Raw genomic sequence first — 22,038 nt, forward strand, 5'->3', positions numbered from 1 at the left:
TCCGCTGCCTAGCGGGATGCTTCCCAGGCACCAAACTACTTCGACCCACTCCTCAGGGAATAATCCTTCACGCGATTCCGCGAGCGCAAGTTCCTCGCGTAGGCCTTCCCGGCATCTGAGGATCCAAGCCCGGACATTCTTAGGACGATCCACCCGTTCCTGCGCACAGCAGTGGCCATGTCGCAGAACGTCACCCAGCCAGTATGGATCAACACAACGATCGCTAACCCACATGAACACATGAACACCAGGCTTGCAGCACCCCTGTTCCCCATCCCCAAGATCACCAAAGAAACAACGGTCAGCAGGGCAATCCCTACTGCCATCACGACGTACCACCCAGGTTCATCAGCCGTGAGCCTCCTCGCTGCCGAGTGTTCACGAGCGGCCTTGTTTAGATTGTCCTCTACGATCCACTGCCGAGCCTTGGGATCAACCCTCGCCGCATCAACCGCATACTGAGCAGAAGCAATCGCTGCATCACGCGACCTATAGCGCCTGATGGCCCTACTTCCAGGGTTTGAAAAAAGTTGCCCAAGCAGGAGATCAAAGCCCCCAATTGCTTGCAAGAACCCCGCTGCCGTCAGCGTGAAAGAAATCCACTCAAGATGTTCCACCGCACGCTCCTCGCGCAAATAAAAGTAGCGGCTAGTTTGGTAACAAATTGATAGAAAGCCATCCAACCTATCAACCCCAGTATAGGGGGTCACGAGGGAACCGCAAGGGTTCTTCTGCCGTTTCGCTGTCGCCCCTGCCTACGGTGGCACTCGAACCAGACCCAGACCGCGCCCGGCTTGCTATGGCCCCACCCAGGCCGCGCGACGTAGCCTCCACTGGAGACCCCAGCACACACCACACCCCACGTACGGAGACACATGGCACCGCAGGGCTTCGAGGACAAGGTCGCCTTCGTCTGGCGCATCGCCGACCGGCTCCGCGGCACGTTCAAGCAGCACGAGTACGGCTCCGTGATGCTCCCCCTGCTGGTCCTCCGCCGCATGGATGCCGCCCTGGCGGACACCAAGGACGCCGTCGTGGCCCAGGCCAAGGGGTGGGACACCATCGGCCCCGGCCAGGACAAGCTCCTCAAGCGCACCGCGGGCCGCCCCTTCTACAACACCTCCCCGCTGTCGTTCACCACGCTGCTCAACGACGCCCCCAACCTGCGCCACAACCTGGCCGCCTACATCCGCGCCCTCTCCCCCGAGGCCGCCCGCGTCATCGAGGCGTACAACTTCGATCCCAAGATCGAGCGCATGGACAAGGACGACATCCTCTACGGGGTGGTCGCCGACTTTGCCGACCTTGACGTGCGCACCAGCGTGGTCAGCAACGAGGCCATGGGCTACATCTTCGAGGAGCTGCTGCGGAAGTTCTCCGAAATGTCCAACGAGACGGCCGGTGAGCACTACACCCCGCGTGAGGTCATCCGGCTGATGGTGGAGCTCCTCCTCACCGGCAGGACGCACACCGAGCTGATGGAGAACCCCAAGCCCGTGCGTACCGTGTACGACCCCGCGGCCGGGACCGGCGGCATGCTCGTGGGCGCCATGGACCGCATCCGCGACCTCAACGGCAACGCGGTGGTCACCGTGAGCGGCCAGGAGCTGAACGACGAGACCTGGGCCATCGCCCAGTCTGACCTGATGATGCTGGATATCCCTCCAGAGCAGATGCGCAACGGGAACTCCCTCACCCAGGACGCCTTCGAGGGCCAGCAGTTCGACTTCATGCTCGCCAACCCGCCCTACGGCGTGGACTGGAAGAAGTACGCCGCGCCCATCAAGGATGAGGCGGAGCGCCTGGGCATGGACGGCCGCTTCGGCGCGGGCACACCCCGCGTCTCGGATGGCTCGTTCCTCTTCCTGCAGCACATGATCAGCAAGATGAAGACGAGCGGATCCCGCATCGGCATCGTGCTGTCTGGGTCGCCGCTGTTCTCCGGGCAGGCCGGCAGTGGGGAGTCGGAGATCCGCGGCTGGATCCTGGCGAAAGACTGGTTGGAGGGCATCGTCGCCCTGCCGGACCAGATGTTCTACAACACGGGCATCAGCACCTACATCTGGATCCTGACCAACAACAAGGATGAGGCCAGCCGCGGCAAGGTGCGCCTCATCGACGCCCGTGAGATGGGCACCAAGATGCGCAAGTCCCTCGGGGACAAGCGCAAGGAGATCAAGGACGACGCGATCGACCAGATCGCCAACCTCTACGGCGGCGCGCTGGACGAGTTCTCGGATGACAGCCGTGTGCGGGTGATGGACCGCAACGCCTTCGGATACCAGCGCATCACCGTGGAGCGGCCCATGCGGCGCCGTTGGGAGGTGACCCCCGAGCTGGCCGAGGCACACGAGGGGATCGAGGGTCTCGTGGGTCGCCGCTTCGACACCGAGAAAGCCCTGTCCAACGAGCTCACCGACCTCGACCCCAAGGACCGCAAGGCGGTACTCAAGGGCGCAGCCATCTCCGATGACGAGGCGCCGGTGATCATGAAGAAGGGTGAGCCGGCCCCCGACCCCGACCTCCGCGATCAGGAGAACATCCCCCTCCCCGAGGGGTGGATGGACCTTCCTCAGCACCAGCGCTACAGCACCTTGGATGCCGATGCGGAGAAGCACCTCCACGACGAGATCCACCCCTACGTGCCCGATGCCTGGCTCGACTACAGCAAGACGAAGGTCGGCTACGAGATCCCGTTCACCCGACAGTTCTACGTGTACGAGCCCCCGCGGCCCGTCGAGGAGATCGCCGCGGAGATCCGGGACCTGGAGGAGCAGATCCAGGGCTGGATGAAGGGGCTGGGGCTGTGAAGACGGTTCAACTCCGGCACCTGAGCGGCGCGCCCATCGTCAACGGTCTTGGGCTCCCCGGCGCCCACAGCGAACCTACGTGGCCACGCTACGTACGAACCACCGACATCGCGACACCCACTTCTCTGCGCGAAGACGTTTTCGCCTCGCAGCCACCCGAGATCGCGCGAAACGCGCCCCTCCTCAAGCGCGACATTGTCATGACGGCAGCCGGGAGCATCGGCAAGAGCACGATGTACATGTCCGATGATCCCGCATGCTTTGCCGGCTTCCTAGCAAGGTTCAGGGCCAACGACCGCACAGACGCGAGATTCGTTCTGCACTGGATGCAGTCCAAGCACTACTGGGATCAAATCGTAACCGGCGCCGTGAAGTCGACAATCGAGAACTTCTCCGCCGCCCGATATCGTTCGCTTCAGGTGCCCCTTCACAGTTTGGTGGACCAGCGACGGATCGCCGACTTCCTCGACGACCGCGTGTCCCGCATCGACCGGATCATCGCCGCCCGCCGGGCGCAATATGCACTCCTCGACGACCACCTACAGGCAATTCCAGACTCGGTATTGTCGACGGCGAACTGGCAAACGGCCGCTCGTTTCGGCTACGCCATAACGCGAATCGAGCAAGGATGGAGTCCACAGTGCCATTCGGAGCCGGCCGAGCCAGGCGAGTGGGGAGTCCTGAAAGTCAGCGCAATTCGCCCGGGGCTTTACCGGCAGCATGAAAACAAGTCGCTCCCCCCATCCCTCCAGCCCCAGCGGCAGTATGAAGTGAACCCCGGCGACCTTTTGATCTCTAGGGCGAACACACCACCGAGAGTCGGGATCTTCTGCTGTGCACCGCCAGACTGTGAACCGCGACGAATTTTCTCAGACAAAATCATGCGCGTGCAACTAGGTGACTCAGTCCTCCCCCAATTCGCTTCCCTTGTTGGGCAAACTCGCCGAATCCGCGGCGCCCTCAGTGGAGCCGGGACCGGGACGTCGGGATCAATGGTGAATATTCGCGCAGAAGATATCCGCTCCCTCCCCATGCCGCGGATTTCAGTGGCCGACCAAGAGCGAGTAGTCCATGAGTGGACCGCGAGAGCGTATGCCGTGCGCACCACCCAAGACGCACTCACCCGCTCCATCGAACTACTCACCGAGTACAAGCAGTCCCTCATCACCGCTGCCGTCACCGGGCAGCTGGACGTGACCACCGCAAGCACCCGCATCCCGGAGTGACGCCATGGCGAATACATGCGAGCAGCCGTTCGAGGCCAATGTCGAGAGCCATCTGACCGACCAGGGGTGGTCCTTCCTCTCCCCCGACGGTTACGACCGCCGCCTGGGGTTGTTCCCCGACGAGGTCGCCACCTGGCTGGCCGACAGCCAGCCGAAGGCGTGGCAGCAGCTCGTCACCCGCCACAGCGGGGCCCAGGTCGCGCGACAGAAGGTCGTCGAGGCACTCGCCGACGCCGTGGACCACCGCGGCACGCTCAGCCTCCTGCGGGACGGGTTCAAGAACTCGGGCGTCCCCATCGACATGGCCACCTTTCGCCCTGCCAGCGGACTCAACCAGGCCATCGCAGGGCGATACGCGGCCAACCGTCTTGCAGTGGTGCGCCAGCTCCACCACTCGGAGAGCAATCCCAGCCACTCGGTGGACGTGACGCTGGTGCTCAACGGCATCCCCGTAGCCACGGCCGAGCTGAAGAATCCCCTCACCGGCCAGACTGTGGAGAACGCCAAGACGCAGTACCGCGAGGACCGCAACCCCCACGACCTCATCTTCCGTGGGCGGACGTTGGTGCACTTTGCCGTCGACCAGCACCACGTGGCCATGACCACTCGACTGGCCGGACGAGAGACGCGCTTCCTGCCCTTCGACCAGGGCAGCAACGGCCCCGGTCATCCGGGCACGGCGGGCAACCCCACGAGCCGCGGCTACCAGACCGCCTACCTGTGGGAGGAGGTCTGGCAACGGGATGCCTGGCTGGAACTCCTCGGCTCGTTCATCCAGCAGCGCAAGGCCCGAGGCGGTGAGTGGGAGGTGCTCTTCCCCCGGTACCACCAGTGGCACGCGGTCCGCTCCATCCTGCAGGCCACCTATGAGGACGGTGCCGGGGTGGACCGGCTCATCCAGCACTCGGCCGGCTCGGGCAAGTCCAACACCATCGCCTGGAGCGCCCACCTGCTCTCCCGGCTGCACGGCAAGGATGACGCCCCCATCTTCGACAAGGTCGTGGTGCTGACCGACCGCAAGGTGCTGGACAAGCAGCTGCAGAACACGGTGGCGGGGCTCCAGCACACGGAGGGGACGATCGTCCGCATCGACAAGGACTCCAAGCAGCTGAAGGCGGCGCTCGAGGGCAACGCTGCCCGCATCATCATCACCACGCTCCAGAAGTTCCCGGTGGTGATCGAGCTCGCCAAGAAGCAGCAGGAGGAGCTGGGGGACAGCGGCCAGGTGATGGGGCGGAAGTTCGCCGTGATCGTCGACGAGGCCCACTCCTCCACATCGGGCACGGCGTTCAGCGGCATGAAGAAGGTGCTCAAGGGCGACATGCAGGCCGCCCTGGAGGACGCGGAGGCCGCCGAAGCCACCGACGGCGACGAGCCCAGCGAGGCGGAGAACTCCCTGCTGGAGAGCGCGAACGCCCGAGGCAAGCAGTCGAACCTCTCGTTCTTCGCGTTCACCGCCACGCCCAAGCCGAAGACGCTGGACATCTTCGGCCAGATGGGCGAGGACCGCCTCAAGCGGCCGTTCCACACCTACTCGATGCGGCAGGCCATCGCCGAGGGGTTCATCCTCGACGTGCTGGCCAGCTACACGACCTACGACGTCTACTACAAGCTGGTCAACACGAACGCCTCGCACGACCCCAGCATCGACACGCGGAAGGGACGGGCCGCCCTGGCCCGGCACGCCTCGCTGCACCCCCACATGATGGAGGGCAAGGCCGAGGTGATCGTGGAGCACTTCCGCGCAAAGACGGCCCACAAGATCGGCGGGCGCGCCAAGGCGATGGTGGTGACACGCTCGCGGTTGCACGCGATGAAGACCCACGAGGCGATCCAGCGATACATCACCAAGAAGGGATACGACCGGGGGCCGGGGGCGCTCCGCACCTTGGTGGCCTTCTCCGGTGCGGTGTCGGACCCGGATGCGCCCGAGGTGTCGGTGACGGAGTCGGCGCTGAACGGTTTCCCGGAGAGTGAGCTGCCGCGACGGTTCCACGACGAGTACCAGGTGCTGGTGGTGGCGGAGAAGTACCAGACGGGCTTTGACGAGCCCCTGCTGCACACCATGTACGTGGACAAGAAGCTGTCCGGCGTGGCCGCGGTGCAGACGTTGAGCCGGCTCAACCGGACGACGCCCGGCAAGGACGACACGTTCGTGCTGGACTTCGCCAACTCTGCCGAGGAGATCCAGGCGGCGTTCGAGCCGTTCTACGAGGAGAGCCTGGCCCAGCCCACTGACCCGCAGGTACTCCACACCATGGAGCAGGAGCTGAAGCACGCGGGTGTGCTGGTGGCCGACGAGATGCAGCAGGCCGTGGAGCTGGTGTTGGACGGGACGGACAAGGACCAGGAGCGGATCTACCACCTGGTGGGCCAGGCCGTGGGGCGGTGGGTGCTGCTCAACGACCGCGACCCGGACGCGGCGGAGGCCTTCCGCGGGCAGCTGGATGCGTTCTGCCGGGCGTACACGTTCATTGCTCAGGTGATGCCGTGGGCCGATCCGGAGCAGGAGCGGCTGTACCTGTTTGGCAAATTGCTCCTGGCCGACCTGCCGCGGCAGGAGGGGGACCCGATGCCGCAGATCAGCAAATCGGTGCAGTTGTCGCACCTGCGGATCTCGGCGCAGGCCGAGGCGTCGATCGTGCTCGACGGCGACGCGGAACCGGGTGACGCGCTGCCCGGTGAGGGCAAGGGTGCGGAGGCCGAGCCGATGGCGGACCGGCTGTCGGCGCTCATCGCGGTGCTGAACGAGAAGTTCGGCGCCGACCTCGACGACGCCGACCGGCTGTGGTTCGAGCAGCAGACGATGGTGGTGGGCCAGGACTCGGAGATGCAGGAGGTGCGCGACAACAACGACCGCGCCGCCTACAAGCTCGTGGTGGACCACAAACTGGAGGACATGATGCTCGAGCGTGACCAGAGGAACGGGCAGCTGTTCACGAAGTTCTTCGAGAACCTGGACTTCCGCCAGATGATGGTGGAGCACATCGTCAGCGCCACGTACGACGATTGGCGGCAAGCGGCGGGGTAGTCGGCTCCGCGCGGGCGCCGGGCATGAGAGCTCCCCTCCTCAAGTCGAGTCACAGCGGCGACCAGAAGACCGTGTACACAACCCCCGGCTAGCTCATCGAAACCCGCCTCAATCGACCAACCACTGTGCGAATCCGCCGTCTAGGGCTTGCACCAGCGATGAGCGCAAGCGAGTAGCATCGAGACATGTCGCCTCGAGCAACCCCGACGTCCAACCCGGCGCAACGGCTGTATGAGATTTTGGAGCGCCACGAGGAGGCCTTGGGAGATAAGACAAATGCGATGTACAACAGCGTCTGGTCGGAGACCTTGCAGGTGGATTCGGAAGACGTCACCACATCCATCGCGCAGGCATTCGCTTTGATCAGCGATATCGAGCGTGCCCTCGAAGTCACGGGTGACGAGCACCAGCGACGAATCTTCGCACTGAATAAAGAAAGTTGGTCTCGCGCGTTCATCCCCTTGGCATCCGGCCGAAACAACTACATCAATCAGGGCGGCACATCTGAACAGTCCCGAGCGGCACTGGGGGGCTTGGCCTCGCATCTCCGCGACAACTTCATCGAAGGTCGATTGCCGAGTGAAGAGCAGGCCACGGAACTGCGGGCGCAGGTAGCTGAACTGATTGATGATATTGGTGCCGACGAGCACCTTCCCGCCCAGATCGCCGACCTGATGAACCGTCGCCTACATGACATGTTGTGGGCGTTAGACCATATCGCAATCATGGGGCCAGACGGAATCTCTTCTGCCGCTGAACGGATGGCGGTTGCATATGGATGGGTGTCTAGGACAATAGAGCAAGAGGGTCTCAGGGTCGAGGACGAGAACGATTCGAGCTCGCTCGCTGAACGATTCAAAACCATTGCATCCAAGGGCTTGGATGTCGTCTCGATTCCTGGCGCTTGGTACGGGTCTTGGCAGGCCGTGAACGCCCTAGCCCCCGTCGCATCGGATGCACTTCAGCGACTGCCTGACATTGGGTAGCTCAAAACATCTCTATGCGGGACCGCTCTTATGGGGCTCTTCACAGATGAGGGTGTAGGAGTCGTGGGCGCGTCGGTGCGGGGGTAGGTGTCGAGGTCTCCCTGAGGATGGAAGTTCTGACGCTCACCATCCGGAAGACCTCGACGTGCCTGACGCTACCTTCACTGCCCCTGACCTGACGACCTTCACCCGCCTGGACGCTCTGGGCCTTGTCGCTACGGGGCAGCGGCTGCTGCCCGATCGGGCGGTGCTTGCCTGCCGGGTGGCCGAGCCGGATGACTGGTGCAGGCGGTGTGGCTGCAAGGGCATCCCGCGGGACACCGTGACCCGGGAGCTTGCACACGAACCCTTCGGGTGGCGCCCCACCACGTTGCTGGTCACCATCCGCCGGTACCGGTGCGCCGACTGCGGGCACGTCTGGCGTCAAGACACCAGCGCAGCAGCGCAGCCGCGGGCGAGGGTCTCCCGCGCCGGGCTCCGGTGGGGCCTGGTCGGGATCGTGGTCGGCCACTTGTCGATGTCCCGTGTCGCTGAGGGTCTGGGCGTGGCGTGGAACACCGCGAACGACGCGGTCCTGGCCGAAGGTAGGCGCCTGCTGATCGACGACCCGACCCGCCTGGACGGCGTCCGCGTGGTCGGGGTCGACGAGCACGTATGGCGCCACACCCGGCGCGGCGACAAGTACGTGACGGTGATCATCGACCTCACCCCGGTACGGGACGGCACCGGCCCTTCCCGCCTGCTGGACATGGTTGAGGGACGTTCCAAGAAGGCGTTCAAGACCTGGCTGGCAGACCGTGACCAAGCCTGGCGGGATGGCATCGAGGTCGTCGCGATGGACGGCTTCGCCGGGTTCAAGACCGCCACCACCGAAGAGCTCCCAGACGCGGTGACCGTGATGGACCCGTTCCACGTCGTCCGCCTCACCGGCGACGCACTGGACTCCTGCCGGCGCCGGGTCCAGCAGGAACTCCATGGGCACCGCGGCCGCAAGAGCGACCCGCTCTACTCCGCGCGCCGGACCTTGCACACCGGCGCCGATCTACTCACCGACAAGCAGACCGACCGACTCACCGAGCTGTTCGCAGACGAGAAGCACGTCGAGGTTGAGGCGACCTGGGGGATCTACCAGCGCATGATCCACGCCTACCGCCACCCCGACCGGGCCGCTGGCCGCGCCGAAGCCAGATCGGTCATCGACGCCCTCACCGACAGCGTGCCCGACCCGCTGCTCGAGCTGCGCAAGCTCGGCCGCACTCTGACCAAGCGGGCAGAGGACGTCTTGGCCTACTTCGACCGGCCCCGCACCAGCAACGGACCTACCGAGGCCGTGAACGGGCGCCTGGAACACCTACGAGGCTCCGCCCTCGGGTTCCGCAACCTCACCCACTACATCGCCCGCAGCCTCCTCGAAGCAGGCGGCTTCAGACCCCAACTACACCCTCAACTGTGAAGAGCCTCTTATGGGTGCGTGCTTACACGCTGCCTGCAGAACGACCTGACGGACAGAGGCGTCTGACACTGTTGGGTAGCCGCAACCCTGGGGGAGCAAGGTGAAGAATGGGCTTCACTGCGTCGGCTATCAGCTCACACGTCGAAGTGTGCGGCCAACCTCTCCAACGTGAACGTCTGACGGAGCTTGCACGCGCTGTTCTGATTGGCGAACATCCCCTTCTCCCAGTACGCCTCGGACAGCGGGCGAGCGTCCAGCCACCGCACCGGCAGGGCGTGCTCTCCTCGACCCTCGGCCACAGCCTGAGCGCCGTGCTCATAGCTGCCCGCCAGTTCCATAAGGCTGAAGGGACGAGGCTGACCGTCGACCTCAAGCGTCAGCTCCTCCACGGGGGCGGCCACCCCGGTGGTCTCGCCCACGGCTACGTAGCCGGTGCCTGGGATGTGCACGTTCACCCGCGCGCCGACCGGGACCGCGTGCAACGACCGGGAATACCACTCGCCCCCGCCTGCGGAGACGAACCCGTACCGCAACGCGTCCTCCCAGCGACGCCCGCCATCGGGCTCGTGGCCGAACGAGATGAACCAGTCCGTGCCGTTCCAGTCAGCCGTCTTTCCACGGCGACCACGCCCACTGGCACCGGCAGAGGTCGCATCTTCCTCCGACGCCAGCCACGAACGGGCCAGGTAGCGGCGGGAGTCGTCCTCCAGGTAGGTGAAGAATGCGACGTTCACCGGGACCCCGAACTCGCGCAGGTAGTTGACGATCCGCTCCGACCCGGGGTCCAGGTCCGTGGCCACAATGAGCATCCTCAGCTCCGAGTTGATCTCATCGGGCGCTGAGGTTCCGAAGGTCTCGTCGAAGGCGCTCTCGAAGGGTGCACTCAGGTGGTCATTCGCCAGCTCGATGACCTGCTCACGGTCGAGGGTCGAGACCCAGGCGCCATAGTCGAGGACCTGCGCCACCACATCGCGGGGCGTGCGGTCGCGCTTCAGTTCCAGCACGTGGAGGTTGCCCTCGGCGTCGATGGCCAGCAGGTCGACGAGCTTGCCGTGTGGGGTGCGCACCTGGCGCCCGATGATGAGCAGGCGCTCGCCCAGAAGTGAAGGATCGCGCTCCAGGAACGCCTCCAGTTGGGCCTCGCTGGGCAACACGTTGGCAGACAGGCGGCGCGGAGCATCTCCGTCGATGCGCCAGATTCCCATTTCCACAGGCATGTGGCCATCGTGCCAGTCGCGGGGCGGGGAGGTTGTCGGTGGCATCTGATCGGCTGGAGCGACCTACCAGGTTCCCGAGGAGGGCTGATGCTGGAACTACTGGCTGCGTTGATCGGTCGCATCACAGGATGGAGCTTCGTGGGGCGCCAGCTCTACCGGCTGACGCGTCCACCGGCGACTGACGACACTGCGAGACAACTACTGGAAGACCTGCAGGAGGCGGAGGCATTCAACAACCCCCATGAGCAGAAGATCTATCACCACCTGCGGAAGGTGGCAGAGGAGCGGGCCATGGCCAGCCGGCTCAGTTATGCCAGCACACCGCCAAGTTCCATCGCGCGCGCCGCTCTGACGTGGTGCGTCATCTCTCTCATCTCCCTGCTGGTCGCGGGGGCCTTCTGGGCCGCCTCAATCATCCACGAACCCCTCAACGAGTGGCGAGACCTGGCAAGGGCCGCCACCGGCATCGTGACATTGTTGGCGTCCTTCCCCACCCTCCTGCTCCTCTTCCTGGGCCTAAGGGCCTCTAGTCGTCAGGCGCACAAGAAGCACCGGTCTGAGGTGATCTCCGCGTTCCTTCGCAGCAAGGGGATGGCCGATCCGGGAGACAAGGTGGACAACTCACCGCTAGACATCTCGGCTATGGATCTCAAGGGCCTCGGCTGTACGCCCGGCATTGCCTCCACAGCCTTCTCCGCTCGGCGCTGGCCCACGAAGGACCTCGGCTACCAGAACCGTTTCACGGGTTAGACCCATACCCTCGAGGTCGGTGGGCCTGCTCACCCCGCGTTACACCCGGACATCAAGGGCGGCATCACCCCCATGCCTCGCGTCACCGGCAAGGCCGACGTGCCCCAGCCCGAGATGGAGGGTGAGCCGACCGACTGACCCACGCTCACCGCATCGGGACAAGGGCCCTCGCCAGTGCCACACGTCCGGCCCCCACCTGCCGGCACAGGCGCTGCAGCACGGTGTTGGTGGTGACGAGTTCCTGCTGGGTGATGCCCCGCATCCGCTCCTCCCCCAGCTCGGCCTGCACTGCCGCGGCCCGCTCAAAGGCCTCCCGCCCCACCAGCGTGAGGCGCAGAAGCCCACCGGCACGCTCCGCCCGGCCCTGCTCCACAGCCGCCTCGACGGCACAGCGCACCACCTCATGGGACTCGTTGGGGCCAATCCGCTCCAGCATCGCGGCCTCATCCACCCCGTCGGGCGCCAGGGTGAGCTGGTGCAACACCCACCACTGGGGCTGCGGCACACCCACCGCCTCCAGGGCCGAGCGCGCGCGCTGCGTAATCACCTCCCCGGCACGCACGGTCCAGAAACCGATCGGCTGCTTCTCCGGCCCGGGGCCGCTACATTCCATGAATGGGGAACACCACACGCCGCCGCACCGTCCAGACGCTCGGCATCGTCGCCTGCGCCACGCTCGCCCTGGCGGGATGCACCACCACCGAGGGCGAGGAGCAGGTGACCTCGAGCGAGGCCCCGCAGCCGTCCGAGTCGACGTCGCCGTCGGCCAGCGGCGAGCCGTCGGCGAGCGGCGAGCCCTCCCCATCGGCCTCGGGGTCCGACGCACTTGCCCCCTCCGGCGAGCCCGGCGAGCCCATCACGCTCCCCGGCCACGTCGTGTGGGCCTCCCCCGAGGTGATCGTGGTCGGCCAGGCCGAGCCCCACAACACCCGGTACACCGGCTACTCGCCCACCGGCGAGGAGCTCTGGACCCACGCACTGGACGTCGAGCGCATGGAACTCACCTCCCTCTGGGAAGCAGGCGAGTACCTGGCCGTTCGGGGCGTCATCCTGGGCGATGCCGGAGCGTCCGGCGCGGCCTCCGGCTCCCCCTCGGGCGGTGGCTCCGCCAACTCCGCCGACCTCGCCCTGCTGAACCCCCTCGATGGGGAGATCGTCGCCGCCGACGTGGACGGCAAGCCCGCCGAGGGCCACGACGGGGCACAGGAGCAGCTCGACCGCCAGACCGCCGGCTGGAAGACCACCCTGGCCGAGCTGGAGAAGGAGCACCCCAGCTCCCTCCTGGAGACCGGCCCGCCCGCCACCCCCTTGGTGCTCGTGCGCGGCGAGACCACCTCGGTCACCAACCTCGCCACGGGCCAGAGCGCCGAGGTGGACTGCCACGACCTCTCCAACATCAGTGCGCCCCTCCACCTGCTGCCCGCCCAGGGTGACTTCGCCATCGCCCTGCGGCACATCGTGATCGATGCGGAGTCGATGCAGGTGCACTGCTTGGCGTTCGACGAGGACAAGCCCAACGGCGTGGACGACGTCTCCGCCGGCGGCCGCATCGTCTACGGCGCCGCACCCCACACCACCGACAGCGGGGGCCAGCAGGTGGTCGCCACCCTGGACGGCGAGATCCTCTGGGAGTCCGAGCCCTCCGACGATCCCAACCAACGGGTGAACGTGATGCGCTTCGTGGACGAGGACACCTTGGCCATCACCACAACCCACGTCAACGAGGTGACCACGCACCTGCAGGAGATCGACGCGGGCTGAGGCGCACCGCATCGAGGCGGCACCCGAGGCGGCGGGGCATCCCGCACCCGCACCTACCCTCAGCCCATGACCCCGTGGGCGCGCGACGGCGAACTCGTCGCACAGACGTGCCGCGACCACCTGCCCGGCGCCGCCGTGTACGTCCACGGGTCGGCCGCGCTGGGTGGCTTCTCCACCGCATCCGACCTGGACGTCCTGGTGGTCGCCGATGAGGTGCCCGCCCCGGAGGACCTCGCTGCGCACCTGCTCCGCCTGCCCACCACCCACCCCCTGGAGCTGAGCGTCGTCACCCCCGATGCCGCCCGCGAACCCCGCGCGCCGTGGCCGTACCTGCTCCACGTGGCCTCCCCCGACCGCCACGTGACCGACCCGGGCGCAGGCGACCCCGACCTCATCGCCCACTACGCCGTCACCCGCCAGTCGGGCATCGCCCTCATCGGCCCGCCACCTGACGAGCTCATCGGCCCCGTGGACCACGGCACGCTGCTGGCCCACCTCGCCGACGAGCTGAGGTGGGGCCTCACCCACGCCGACCAGCGCTACGCCGTGCTCAACGCCTGCCGCGCCGTCGTCGCCGCCCGCGAGCAACGGCTTGTCTCCAAGATCGACGGCGGCCGATGGTGGATGGCGCAGCGCGGCCCCGATCCGCTCGTCGCCCAGGCCCTGGCCGCACAGCGGGCCGGGAACGACCTCGGACCCTGCACCGCGGCCGCCCGGCGTTTCGTGACCACCGCCGCCGGCGAGCTGACCGACTGACCGGTGCTCACCGCATCGGGGAGTGGTGGCTGCGCCCTGTGGCGGCACCCGGGGCGAGCCCCTACGGTCGAAGGACGAAGGGCTGGCCGCCCTGGCCAGCCCGACCAACCCCATCGGAGGACGCCATGAGCCACGTGAAGACGATGCTGGATGCCCACCCGCAGGACGACGGCACCATCGACCGGGAGAAGCTCGCCGCCGCCATCGAGGCCTGCCTCGAGTGCGCGCAGACCTGCGCGGCCTGCGCCGACGCCTGCCTGGCCGAGGACATGGTGGCCGAGATGCGGGACTGCATCCGCACCGACCTGGACTGCGCGGACATCTGCGCCGCCACCGGCGCCGTGCTCACGCGACAGACCGGGGAGAACACCGCGGTGCTGCGCGCCCAGCTGGAGGCCTGCCGCACCGCGTGCGCGACCTGCGCCGAGGACTGCGAGCAGCACGCAGACATGCACGAGCACTGCCGGATCTGCGCCGAGGCGTGCCGGCGGTGCGAGCAGGCGTGTGCGGAGCTGCTCGGCGCGCTCGGCTCAGGGGCGCCTGGGCGGGGCCCGGGGCGCACGGCCCCGGCGAGCACGGCCCCGGCACCCGGGGCCTAGCGGCCGCCGGGGCTGTGGACGCGACGATGCGGGAGCTCCACCGGATGCTCTACCTGTGGACGGGACCCTCGCACCTGCGCCCCGGCGCGCTGACCCGGGAGGAGTGGCTGCAGCCCACCCCCTGGCCGGAAGTGGTGCGCGGGGCCGTGGAGGCGGTGGGTGCGGGGCACCCGGGGTGAGGGGGCTGCCTCGCCGTGGGGGGGTTGTCCACAGGTCGATGGGGTGAGCTTCCGGGCGGTGGGTGCTCGTCCACATGTTCTAGTTCGGGGTTGCGGTGTACGATCATTTGTACTAGGGTGGGGGTAGTCGATCAGGCGGGACCTGACCGGGATCTGACTCAGATCTGACCTACTCGACCCGGGGAAGGGGGCGACCATGGAAGACCTGTTCGACGGACTCACTGCGGCGCCCACCGCGCCCGGGGTGGCCGCGCCCGGTGGCGGCACGGCTGCTTTCGCTTCTACGGATGGGCTCGAAAAGTTGGGGCCGCGGGAGGCTATGGACGCGGCCCTGGCCCAGGCCGATGCGGCAACCACTCATTTGATGGCCGCGATGGCACGCCTGGGTGAGCACCCCGAGGAGCTCGACACTGCCTACTTGGAGCGACTCCTGCAGCAGGTCCAGACGTTGAGCAACAAGCACGGCCGGTTGCGCGTCCGAGCCCTGGACGTCGTGCGGGCCACGCGTGAGGTGGGGAACGCGCACCACGAGAACGATGCCCAGTTCACCGCCGGACGCACTCGTACGCGGCGTGCCCAGGCCGGCAGGGATGCTGACCTGGCCAAGGCCCTGGGCAACCACACACCCACACCCCCACCAACAGACCCCGGCAGCCCGAGCAGCGACGGTGCGGGGCTGCTGGACGGCGCGGGCGACGGCAGCCAAGCCGGCGGCGCCCACGGTGGTGCGGTGCAGACGCCGACGGCGGCTGCGTGGGACGCGGGGCTGATCACGCGGGATCACGCGTTGATCATCACCCGCGCCCTTGACGACCTGCCCGAGGGCCTGACCGCTGAGCAGCGGCACACCGTGGAGGTGGACCTGGTGGGCAAGGCCCAGCAGATGAACCCCACCCGGTTGGGCAAGGCAGCCAAGCGTGCCCTGGAAGCCCTCGACCTCCCGGTCGAGGAGGTCGATGCGCATCACAACGAACTGGTCCACGCCGAGGAAACCGCCGCGTGGGACGCCGCGAGTTTCTGGATGAAGGACAACCGCGACGGCACCTGGTTCGGCCAGTTCACCCTCCCGGCCCTGCAGGCCCAGATGCTCAAGAAGGCACTGGACTCCATGACCAGCCCCCGCCGCCACACCAAGGGCGGTGGCACCCCCGGCGCCGCCACCGGGGCAGCCGCTACCGGCGCAACCGCTGGTAACGGTGCAGCGTTCGGCCCCACCGGTTCGCAGGCGGCGACCGCTGGTGGGGCGTGGACCGGTGATGTCCGGTTCGACCGGGAGCTGCGTGACCAGCAGCGGGGTCAGGCACTGGCCGAGCTGATCGACCACCTGCCCACCGACCACCTGCACCCCAAGATCAACACCATCCTGCTCGTGACCACCGACCTGGAGACCCTCCGTGGCCAGACCGACCGGGTCGGAGTCACCGACACCGGAGACGACGTCTCCGCCGCACAGGTCCGCCGACTGGCCAGCAACGCGGCCCTGATCCCGATCGTCATGAACGGCGCATCAGTCCCACTGGACTTGGGACGCAAACGACGATCCTTCACCGAATCCCAGAAGGCAGCCCTGGCCACCAAGTACGACTCCTGCGCTGAGGAGGACTGTGACCGGCCCTTCGCCTGGTGCGAGATCCACCACGCCGACCCCTGGCGACCCGTGTACGCACCCGACGGCACCCTCCTACACCCCGGCGGAGGAAAAACCGACCTCTCCAACGGCATACCCCTGTGCGGAAGACACCACCGCCAAATGGACGACCCCCGCCTCAAACACACCATCACCACAGACGCAGAAGGACGCGCCACCATCCGCTTCACCTGGCGACGCCCCGGTGAACCCTGGAGCACCCGACTCCAGACATCCGACCCGGCCACCCCGGCGCCGCCTGCCCGCAGCCCCAGTGGCCCCGATACCGGTCGGCCTCTTTCAGGGCAAGCTGACACCACATAGCCTCGAGACCCCGACCTCAGGAGCACCCATGCCCCTCACGGACGACGCGAACGCCAGCAGCACCAACGCCGGCAGCCCTGGCAGCCCTGGCAGCGCCGCACTGACCCGCGACGCCGAGGCCCTGGCCCCCGAGCTCACCGCCCTGCGACGCGAACTGCACCAGCTGCCCGAGGTCGGCCTGCACCTGCCGGTCACCCAGCAACGGGTGCTGGACGCACTCGAGGGCCTGCCGCTGGAGGTCACCACGGGGACCACCACCACCTCGGTCGTCGCCGTCCTGCGCGGGGAGCACCCCGGCCCGGCAGTGATCCTGCGCGCCGACATGGACGCCCTGCCCCTCGTGGAACAGAACGACCTGCCCTACCGGTCCACCAACGAGGCCATGCACGCCTGCGGACACGACCTCCACACGGCCGCGCTGGTCGGTGCCGCACGCCTCCTCTCGGAGCGGCGGGAGCAGCTGCACGGCAGCGTCATCCTGATGTTCCAGCCCGGCGAGGAGTCCCTGGGCGGCGCCAAGTACATGCTCGAGGAGGGACTGCTCGACGCCGCGCGCACCCCCCACGACACCGTCCCCGCGGGCGACACCCCCCGAGCCGGTGCCGTCCCCGCAGACGGCGGCCCCACAGAAGACGTCCCCGACAACGAGGTGGCCGCGGCCTACGCCCTGCACGTGTTCCCCGGCGAGCGCGGCCGCATCGAGTACGCGGTCGGCCCTGCGATGGCCAGCAGCAACCGGTGCTACGTCACCATGCACGGCGCCGGCGGCCACGGCTCCCAGCCCCACCTCGCGACCGACCCCGTACCGGCCCTGCTGGAGTTCGGCACGGCCCTGCAGACCCGCATCACGCGGCGGTTCAGCGTGTTCGACCCCGTGGTCGCCACCATCACCCAGCTCAGCGCGGGCGATGCGGTGAACGTCATCCCACCGTCGGCCAACCTGGGGGCCACGGTGCGGACGATCTCCGATGAGGCGCTCGACGGCATCGAGGCCGAGGTCACCCGCCTGGCCAACCACGTCGCACAGGCCCACGGGTGCACGGCGGAGGTCGAGTTCGTGCGGCAGTACCCCGTGACGCACAACCACCCCGAGGCCACCGAGCAGGCCGCCGGATGGCTGCGGGAGCTGTTCGGCGAGCAGGCCGTCACCCACCACCCCACGCCCCGGATGACAGGTGAGGACTTCTCGTTCGTGGCCAACCAGGTGCCGGGAGTGTTCCTGTACGTCGGGGCATCGCCGGACGACGTGGACCCCGCCACCGCCGCGTTCAACCACTCGCCACTGGTGCTCTTCGACGATGCGGTGCTGCCCACCATGGCCGCCACGCTCAGCCACCTGGCCCTGCAGCGGCTGGCCGGCTGAGCCCCCCGATGGCGTCGAGCGAACAACCGTCCCCGTAACGTCGGCATCCCGAGTGAAGGAGCGTCCATGAGCCTCGTCGATGAAGCCCAGACCCTCGCGCCCACGCTGACGGCCCTGCGCCGCGAGCTCCACCAGGACCCCGAGATCGGCAACCACCTCCCCCGCACCCAGCAACGGGTCCTCGAGGCACTCGACGGGCTACCACTCGAGATCACCACCGGCACGTCCACCACATCGGTGGTCGCGGTGCTGCGCGGTGAGCACCCCGGACCCGCGGTCATCCTCCGTGGCGACATGGACGCCCTGCCGGTGGCCGAGGAGAACGACCTGCCCTACCGGTCCACCAACGGCGCCATGCACGCCTGCGGACACGACCTCCACACGGCCGGCCTGGTCGGCGCCGCCCACCTGCTGGCCGCCCACCGGGCCGAGCTGCACGGCAGCGTCATCTTCATGTTCCAGCCCGGCGAGGAGGGCCCCGGCGGCGCCGAGCCGATGCTCGCCGAGGGACTGCTCGAGGCCGCCGGCGTCCCCGTGGTGGGCGCCTACGCCATCCACGTGATGCCCGGCCCGGCCGGCCAGTTCCAGTACTCCATCGGTCCCGCCCTGGCCGGCGCCAACGAGGTCTACGTGACCATGCACGGCGCCGGCGGCCACGGCTCCCAGCCACACCTGGCCACCGACCCCGTGCCCGCCCTGCTGGACTTCTGTACCCAGCTGCAGGTGGCCGTCACCCGCCGCTTCGACGTGTTCGACCCCGCCGTCGTCTCCGTCACGCAGCTCAGCGCGGGCGATGCGGTGAACGTCATCCCCCCGTCCGCCTCCATGGGCGCCACCATCCGCACGCTGTCCGCCGAGTCGCTGGAGCGCATCCAGCAGGTCACCCGACAGCTGGCCGATGCGGTGGCCACCGCCCACGGGTGCACCGCCGAGCACGACTTCCAGGTGCACTACCCGGTCACGCTCAACGAGGCCGACCAGACCCGGCAGGCCGTCGGCTGGCTGACCGAGCTGCTCGGGCCGGACGCGATCGCCGAGCGGCAGACACCGATCATGGGCTCGGAGGACTTCTCGTTCGTGGCCAACGAGGTGCCGGGTACGTTCCTCTTCCTCGGCGCTTCACCCGAGGGAGTCGACCCCGAGACCGCCGCCTACAACCACTCGCCGCTCGTGCTCTTCGACGATGCGGTGTTGCCCCGCCAGTCCGCCGCGCTGGCGCACCTCGCGCTCCAGCGCCTCGGTGCCGATGGGGTGAGCCCCACCCCGGGTGCCGCGCCCACGACCGGCGTGAACACCCCGGGAGCCGCGCCGACGACGGCGGGCGACGCTGACCGCATCGAGGAGAACTGACATGGAACCCATCTACGCAGCCACCGGCATCCTGGCGGCCATCGCGCTGGGCGAGGTCGTCTCCATCATCACCCGGGCCCGCGTGCCCTCCTTCCTGGTGGCACTGCTGGCTCTGGTGGCCGCGGTGCAGCTGGGGCTCTTCCCCCGCGAGATCGTCGAGGCGTCCTCGCTGCTGGCGTTCGGGGCGATCCTCACCCCGGCGGTCATGGTCCACATGGGAACCCTGCTGCCGGTGAGCGTGCTGAAGGCCAACTACAAGTCGGTGCTCATCGCCATCGGCGCCATGGTGGGTGCTGTCGCGCTGATCCTGCCCATCATCACGATGGTGTTCGGCTACGGCGAGGCCGTGGCCGGTGCGGGTCCGGTGGCCGGCGGCACGGTCTCCACGCTGCTGACGGTGCAGGGCCTGCAGGACGCCGACCGGGCAGCGCTGGCAACGATCCCGCCGCTGATCCTCATGCTGCAGTTCCTGCCCGCCATGCCGTTGAGCAACTGGATGCTGCGCGGGTACGCGGCCAAGCTGGTCTCCGAGGGGCGCGGCGAGGGTGGCGCGAGCGGTGCCGGCGACGACGCGGGTGCCGACGCAACCGTGGACTTCGACGCCGTGGACGACTCGCGTCTGCGGATCCCCGCCTCCTGGGTGGCGAGCCAGCCGGTGCTGTTCTTCCTGGTGGTCGGCGTGGGCGCCATCGCCTGGTGGATCGGCGAGCTCACCGGCATCAGCTACAGCCTGTGGGGCCTGGGCTTCGGCATCCTGCTGGCCTTCCTGGGCCTGCTGCCGCTGCGGGTCATGGAGCGTGCCAACGGTTTCACGCCCGCCATGGTCGGTGTGATCGCGGCAGTCATGGCACCGCTGGCACTGGCCTCCATGCAGGAGATCATCGACTCACTGGCCGCTGTGGCGAGCATCCTGGTGATCGGCCTGTTCGGTGTGGTGGTCGGCGGCTGGGTGGTCTCCAAGCTGGTGGGCTGGGACTGGCGCCTCGGTGTGCCGGTGGCCCTGACGGCCATGATGGGCTTCCCCGGCGACTACATCGTCAGCCAGGAGGTGGCCCGCAGCTCCTCGGACGACGAGGGCGAGCAGCAGCGCGTGCTGGGCAAGATCCTGCCGCCGATGCTGGTGGGCGGATTCACGTCCGTCAGCGCCGGGTCCATCGTGGTGGCGAGCATCCTGGTCGCGACCCTCTGAGGCCCTGACCGGCTGGCCGCTCGGGCCAGTTCTGAACCCCGCACCGGTGCGGAGCTGGCCTGCCAGCCCCAGCCACGCTGCTGGCTCACACCACCTCGCGGCCGGCCTTCCACACGCGCAGGTCGCCACCGCGGAGCTCGCCGATGCGAGCCAGGTCGGCCTCGGGCAGCGCCACCAGGCTGGCGGTGGCATCGGCCTCCACGCGCCCCAGGTCCGGACGGCGCAGCAGGTCCGCCGCGGTGGAGGTCGCGGCGCGCAGGGCGTCCTCCAGCGACATCCCCACGTCCTGCAGCAGGGCCAGCTCCTCCAGGTTGCTGCCGTGGACGCCCACGCCGGCATCGGTCCCCATCGCGATCTTCACGCCCCGCTCCACGGCGGTGGCGATCGACGCCCGGTGCACGTCCAGCACCCGCCGGGCCTTGGCCACCACGGCCGGCGGCAGCGAGGCCACCCCGGAGTCAGCACCGCGCAGCACCTCGATCGGCGCCTGCAGGGTGGGCACCAGGAACGCGTCGTGCTCCAGGAACAGGTCGATCGCCTCATCGTCCAGGTAGATGCCGTGCTCGATGGTGCGCACCCCGGCCCGCAGCGCGTTCTTGATGCCGGGCGCCCCCTGGGCGTGGCTCATCACGTAGCTGCCCTGGCTGGCGGCCTCGGCCACCACGGCCTCGATCTCCGCGGGCAGCATCTGGCTGTGCAGCGGGTCGTCCGTGGGCGAGAGCACGCCGCCGGTGGTGCAGATCTTGATCTGGTCAGCACCGGCACGGAACAGCTCGCGGGCGAGGCGCAGGAAGTCGTCGGGTCCGTCGGCAACAGAGCGCGGACGGCCCGGGTGGGTCTGGAAGAAGGGCAGGTCCGCACCCGATGCGGTGTGGTGGTCGGCGTGGCCACCGGTCTCACCGATGACCTGCACGGCGATCGCCAGCTCCGGCCCCAGCACCCACCCGCGCTCGATGGCCTGCTTCACGCCCAGGTCGGCACCACCGGCGTCGCGGGCAGCGGTGATGCCGGTGCGCAGGGTGGCCTCCAGGTTGCGGGCGGCACGGAAGAACTCCAGCGAGAAGGGCTCGTGGACGGCCTCCATCGACCCGGCACGCTCCGCGCTGACGTGCACGTGGCAGTCGATCAGGCCGGGCAGCACCACCTGACCGGACATGTCGATGCGGTGAGCGTCGCCCCCGCCGCCCCCGTCGCCGCTGGCGGTGGTCGCCTTCGCGTCGCGGTCTGCGGGGCCGGACGCACCCGCATCGGCGCTGCTGGGGCGCACGTCGGTGATGCGGCCGTCGGTGACGTGCACGTCGTGCGGGCCGTCGAGGAAGGTGGTGCCGGTGAAGACCTTCGCACCGGCCAGGATGAACGGGCGGGGCTGCTCGTCGGTGCCGGTCGTCGGTTCTGCGGTCACTTCGGCCATGGCGGT

At 68.1% G+C, this 22,038-nt stretch carries 18 protein-coding genes; 14 read left to right on the forward strand and 4 right to left on the reverse strand.

Features of this window, described 5'->3' with window-relative positions; all coding sequences use genetic code 11:
* Positions 1–35: 35 nt before the first annotated feature.
* The gene (locus tag ACEY2A_RS07340; protein ID WP_374927948.1) at positions 36–617 is read right to left on the reverse strand and encodes a hypothetical protein; all 582 of its coding nucleotides are present in this window, start codon (positions 615–617) and stop codon (positions 36–38) included.
* A gap of 258 nt (positions 618–875) precedes the next feature.
* On the opposite strand from ACEY2A_RS07340, the gene ACEY2A_RS07345 reads away from it, so the two are divergent.
* The 5 genes from ACEY2A_RS07345 to ACEY2A_RS07365 all read left to right on the forward strand — a co-directional run bounded on the left by ACEY2A_RS07345 (position 876) and on the right by ACEY2A_RS07365 (position 9,506).
* Positions 876–2,810 carry an N-6 DNA methylase gene (locus ACEY2A_RS07345; RefSeq protein ID WP_374927949.1) on the forward strand — a complete coding sequence of 645 codons (1,935 nt, stop codon included), beginning with the start codon at positions 876–878 and terminating at the stop codon, positions 2,808–2,810.
* Complete coding sequence (locus ACEY2A_RS07350) at positions 2,807–4,036, forward strand: hypothetical protein (RefSeq protein WP_374927950.1); 1,230 nt, start codon at positions 2,807–2,809, stop codon at positions 4,034–4,036. The genes ACEY2A_RS07345 and ACEY2A_RS07350 overlap by 4 nt, the downstream gene beginning before the upstream one ends.
* Positions 4,037–4,040: 4 nt before the next feature.
* Positions 4,041–7,067: a type I restriction endonuclease subunit R gene (locus ACEY2A_RS07355; RefSeq protein ID WP_374927951.1), complete on the forward strand. Its 3,027-nt coding sequence runs from the start codon at positions 4,041–4,043 to the stop codon at positions 7,065–7,067.
* A gap of 185 nt (positions 7,068–7,252) precedes the next feature.
* Positions 7,253–8,053: a hypothetical protein gene (locus ACEY2A_RS07360; protein WP_374927952.1), complete on the forward strand. Its 801-nt coding sequence runs from the start codon at positions 7,253–7,255 to the stop codon at positions 8,051–8,053.
* 145 nt (positions 8,054–8,198) lie between these two features.
* A complete protein-coding gene (locus ACEY2A_RS07365; protein ID WP_374927953.1) occupies positions 8,199–9,506 on the forward strand; it encodes an ISL3 family transposase in 1,308 nt (435 codons plus the stop codon).
* Positions 9,507–9,640: 134 nt separating this feature from the next.
* Here the strand turns inward: ACEY2A_RS07365 and ACEY2A_RS07370 are convergent, their stop codons facing one another.
* Positions 9,641–10,768, reverse strand: coding sequence for an endonuclease NucS domain-containing protein (locus ACEY2A_RS07370; protein ID WP_374927954.1), 1,128 nt, complete (start codon positions 10,766–10,768; stop codon positions 9,641–9,643).
* Between the two features lie 42 nt (positions 10,769–10,810).
* On the opposite strand from ACEY2A_RS07370, the gene ACEY2A_RS07375 reads away from it, so the two are divergent.
* The gene (locus tag ACEY2A_RS07375) at positions 10,811–11,473 is read left to right on the forward strand and encodes a hypothetical protein (RefSeq protein WP_374927955.1); all 663 of its coding nucleotides are present in this window, start codon (positions 10,811–10,813) and stop codon (positions 11,471–11,473) included.
* 145 nt (positions 11,474–11,618) lie between these two features.
* Here ACEY2A_RS07375 and ACEY2A_RS07380 read toward each other — a convergent pair whose 3' ends face one another.
* Positions 11,619–12,086, reverse strand: a complete 468-nt coding sequence (locus ACEY2A_RS07380; RefSeq protein ID WP_374927956.1) for a hypothetical protein — start codon at positions 12,084–12,086, stop codon at positions 11,619–11,621.
* A gap of 2 nt (positions 12,087–12,088) precedes the next feature.
* Here ACEY2A_RS07380 and ACEY2A_RS07385 point away from each other — a divergent pair, with 2 nt between their 5' ends.
* From ACEY2A_RS07385 to ACEY2A_RS07420, 8 genes are all read left to right on the forward strand, one after another.
* Positions 12,089–13,234: a hypothetical protein gene (locus ACEY2A_RS07385; protein WP_374927957.1), complete on the forward strand. Its 1,146-nt coding sequence runs from the start codon at positions 12,089–12,091 to the stop codon at positions 13,232–13,234.
* 66 nt (positions 13,235–13,300) lie between these two features.
* On the forward strand, positions 13,301–13,990 hold the full coding sequence (locus tag ACEY2A_RS07390; RefSeq protein WP_374927958.1) for an aminoglycoside adenylyltransferase domain-containing protein: 690 nt from the start codon (positions 13,301–13,303) through the stop codon (positions 13,988–13,990).
* 125 nt (positions 13,991–14,115) lie between these two features.
* The gene (locus tag ACEY2A_RS07395; RefSeq protein ID WP_374927959.1) at positions 14,116–14,589 is read left to right on the forward strand and encodes a four-helix bundle copper-binding protein; all 474 of its coding nucleotides are present in this window, start codon (positions 14,116–14,118) and stop codon (positions 14,587–14,589) included.
* Between the two features lie 26 nt (positions 14,590–14,615).
* Positions 14,616–14,768: a hypothetical protein gene (locus ACEY2A_RS07400; RefSeq protein ID WP_374927960.1), complete on the forward strand. Its 153-nt coding sequence runs from the start codon at positions 14,616–14,618 to the stop codon at positions 14,766–14,768.
* 196 nt (positions 14,769–14,964) lie between these two features.
* Complete coding sequence (locus tag ACEY2A_RS07405; protein WP_374927961.1) at positions 14,965–16,719, forward strand: DUF222 domain-containing protein; 1,755 nt, start codon at positions 14,965–14,967, stop codon at positions 16,717–16,719.
* A gap of 28 nt (positions 16,720–16,747) precedes the next feature.
* Entirely contained in the window at positions 16,748–18,082 is a 1,335-nt protein-coding gene (locus ACEY2A_RS07410; RefSeq protein WP_374927962.1) for a M20 family metallopeptidase, read from the forward strand.
* A gap of 66 nt (positions 18,083–18,148) precedes the next feature.
* On the forward strand, positions 18,149–19,432 hold the full coding sequence (locus ACEY2A_RS07415; RefSeq protein ID WP_374927963.1) for a M20 family metallopeptidase: 1,284 nt from the start codon (positions 18,149–18,151) through the stop codon (positions 19,430–19,432).
* Between the two features lies 1 nt (position 19,433).
* Entirely contained in the window at positions 19,434–20,621 is a 1,188-nt protein-coding gene (locus tag ACEY2A_RS07420) for a hypothetical protein (protein ID WP_374927964.1), read from the forward strand.
* 85 nt (positions 20,622–20,706) lie between these two features.
* Here the strand turns inward: ACEY2A_RS07420 and ACEY2A_RS07425 are convergent, their stop codons facing one another.
* Positions 20,707–22,032: an amidohydrolase family protein gene (locus ACEY2A_RS07425; RefSeq protein WP_374927965.1), complete on the reverse strand. Its 1,326-nt coding sequence runs from the start codon at positions 22,030–22,032 to the stop codon at positions 20,707–20,709.
* Between the last annotated feature and the right edge of the window lie 6 nt (positions 22,033–22,038).

Source organism: Kytococcus sedentarius (assembly GCF_041937525.1).
GTDB classification, from domain to species: Bacteria; Actinomycetota; Actinomycetes; order Actinomycetales; family Dermatophilaceae; genus Kytococcus; species Kytococcus sedentarius_A.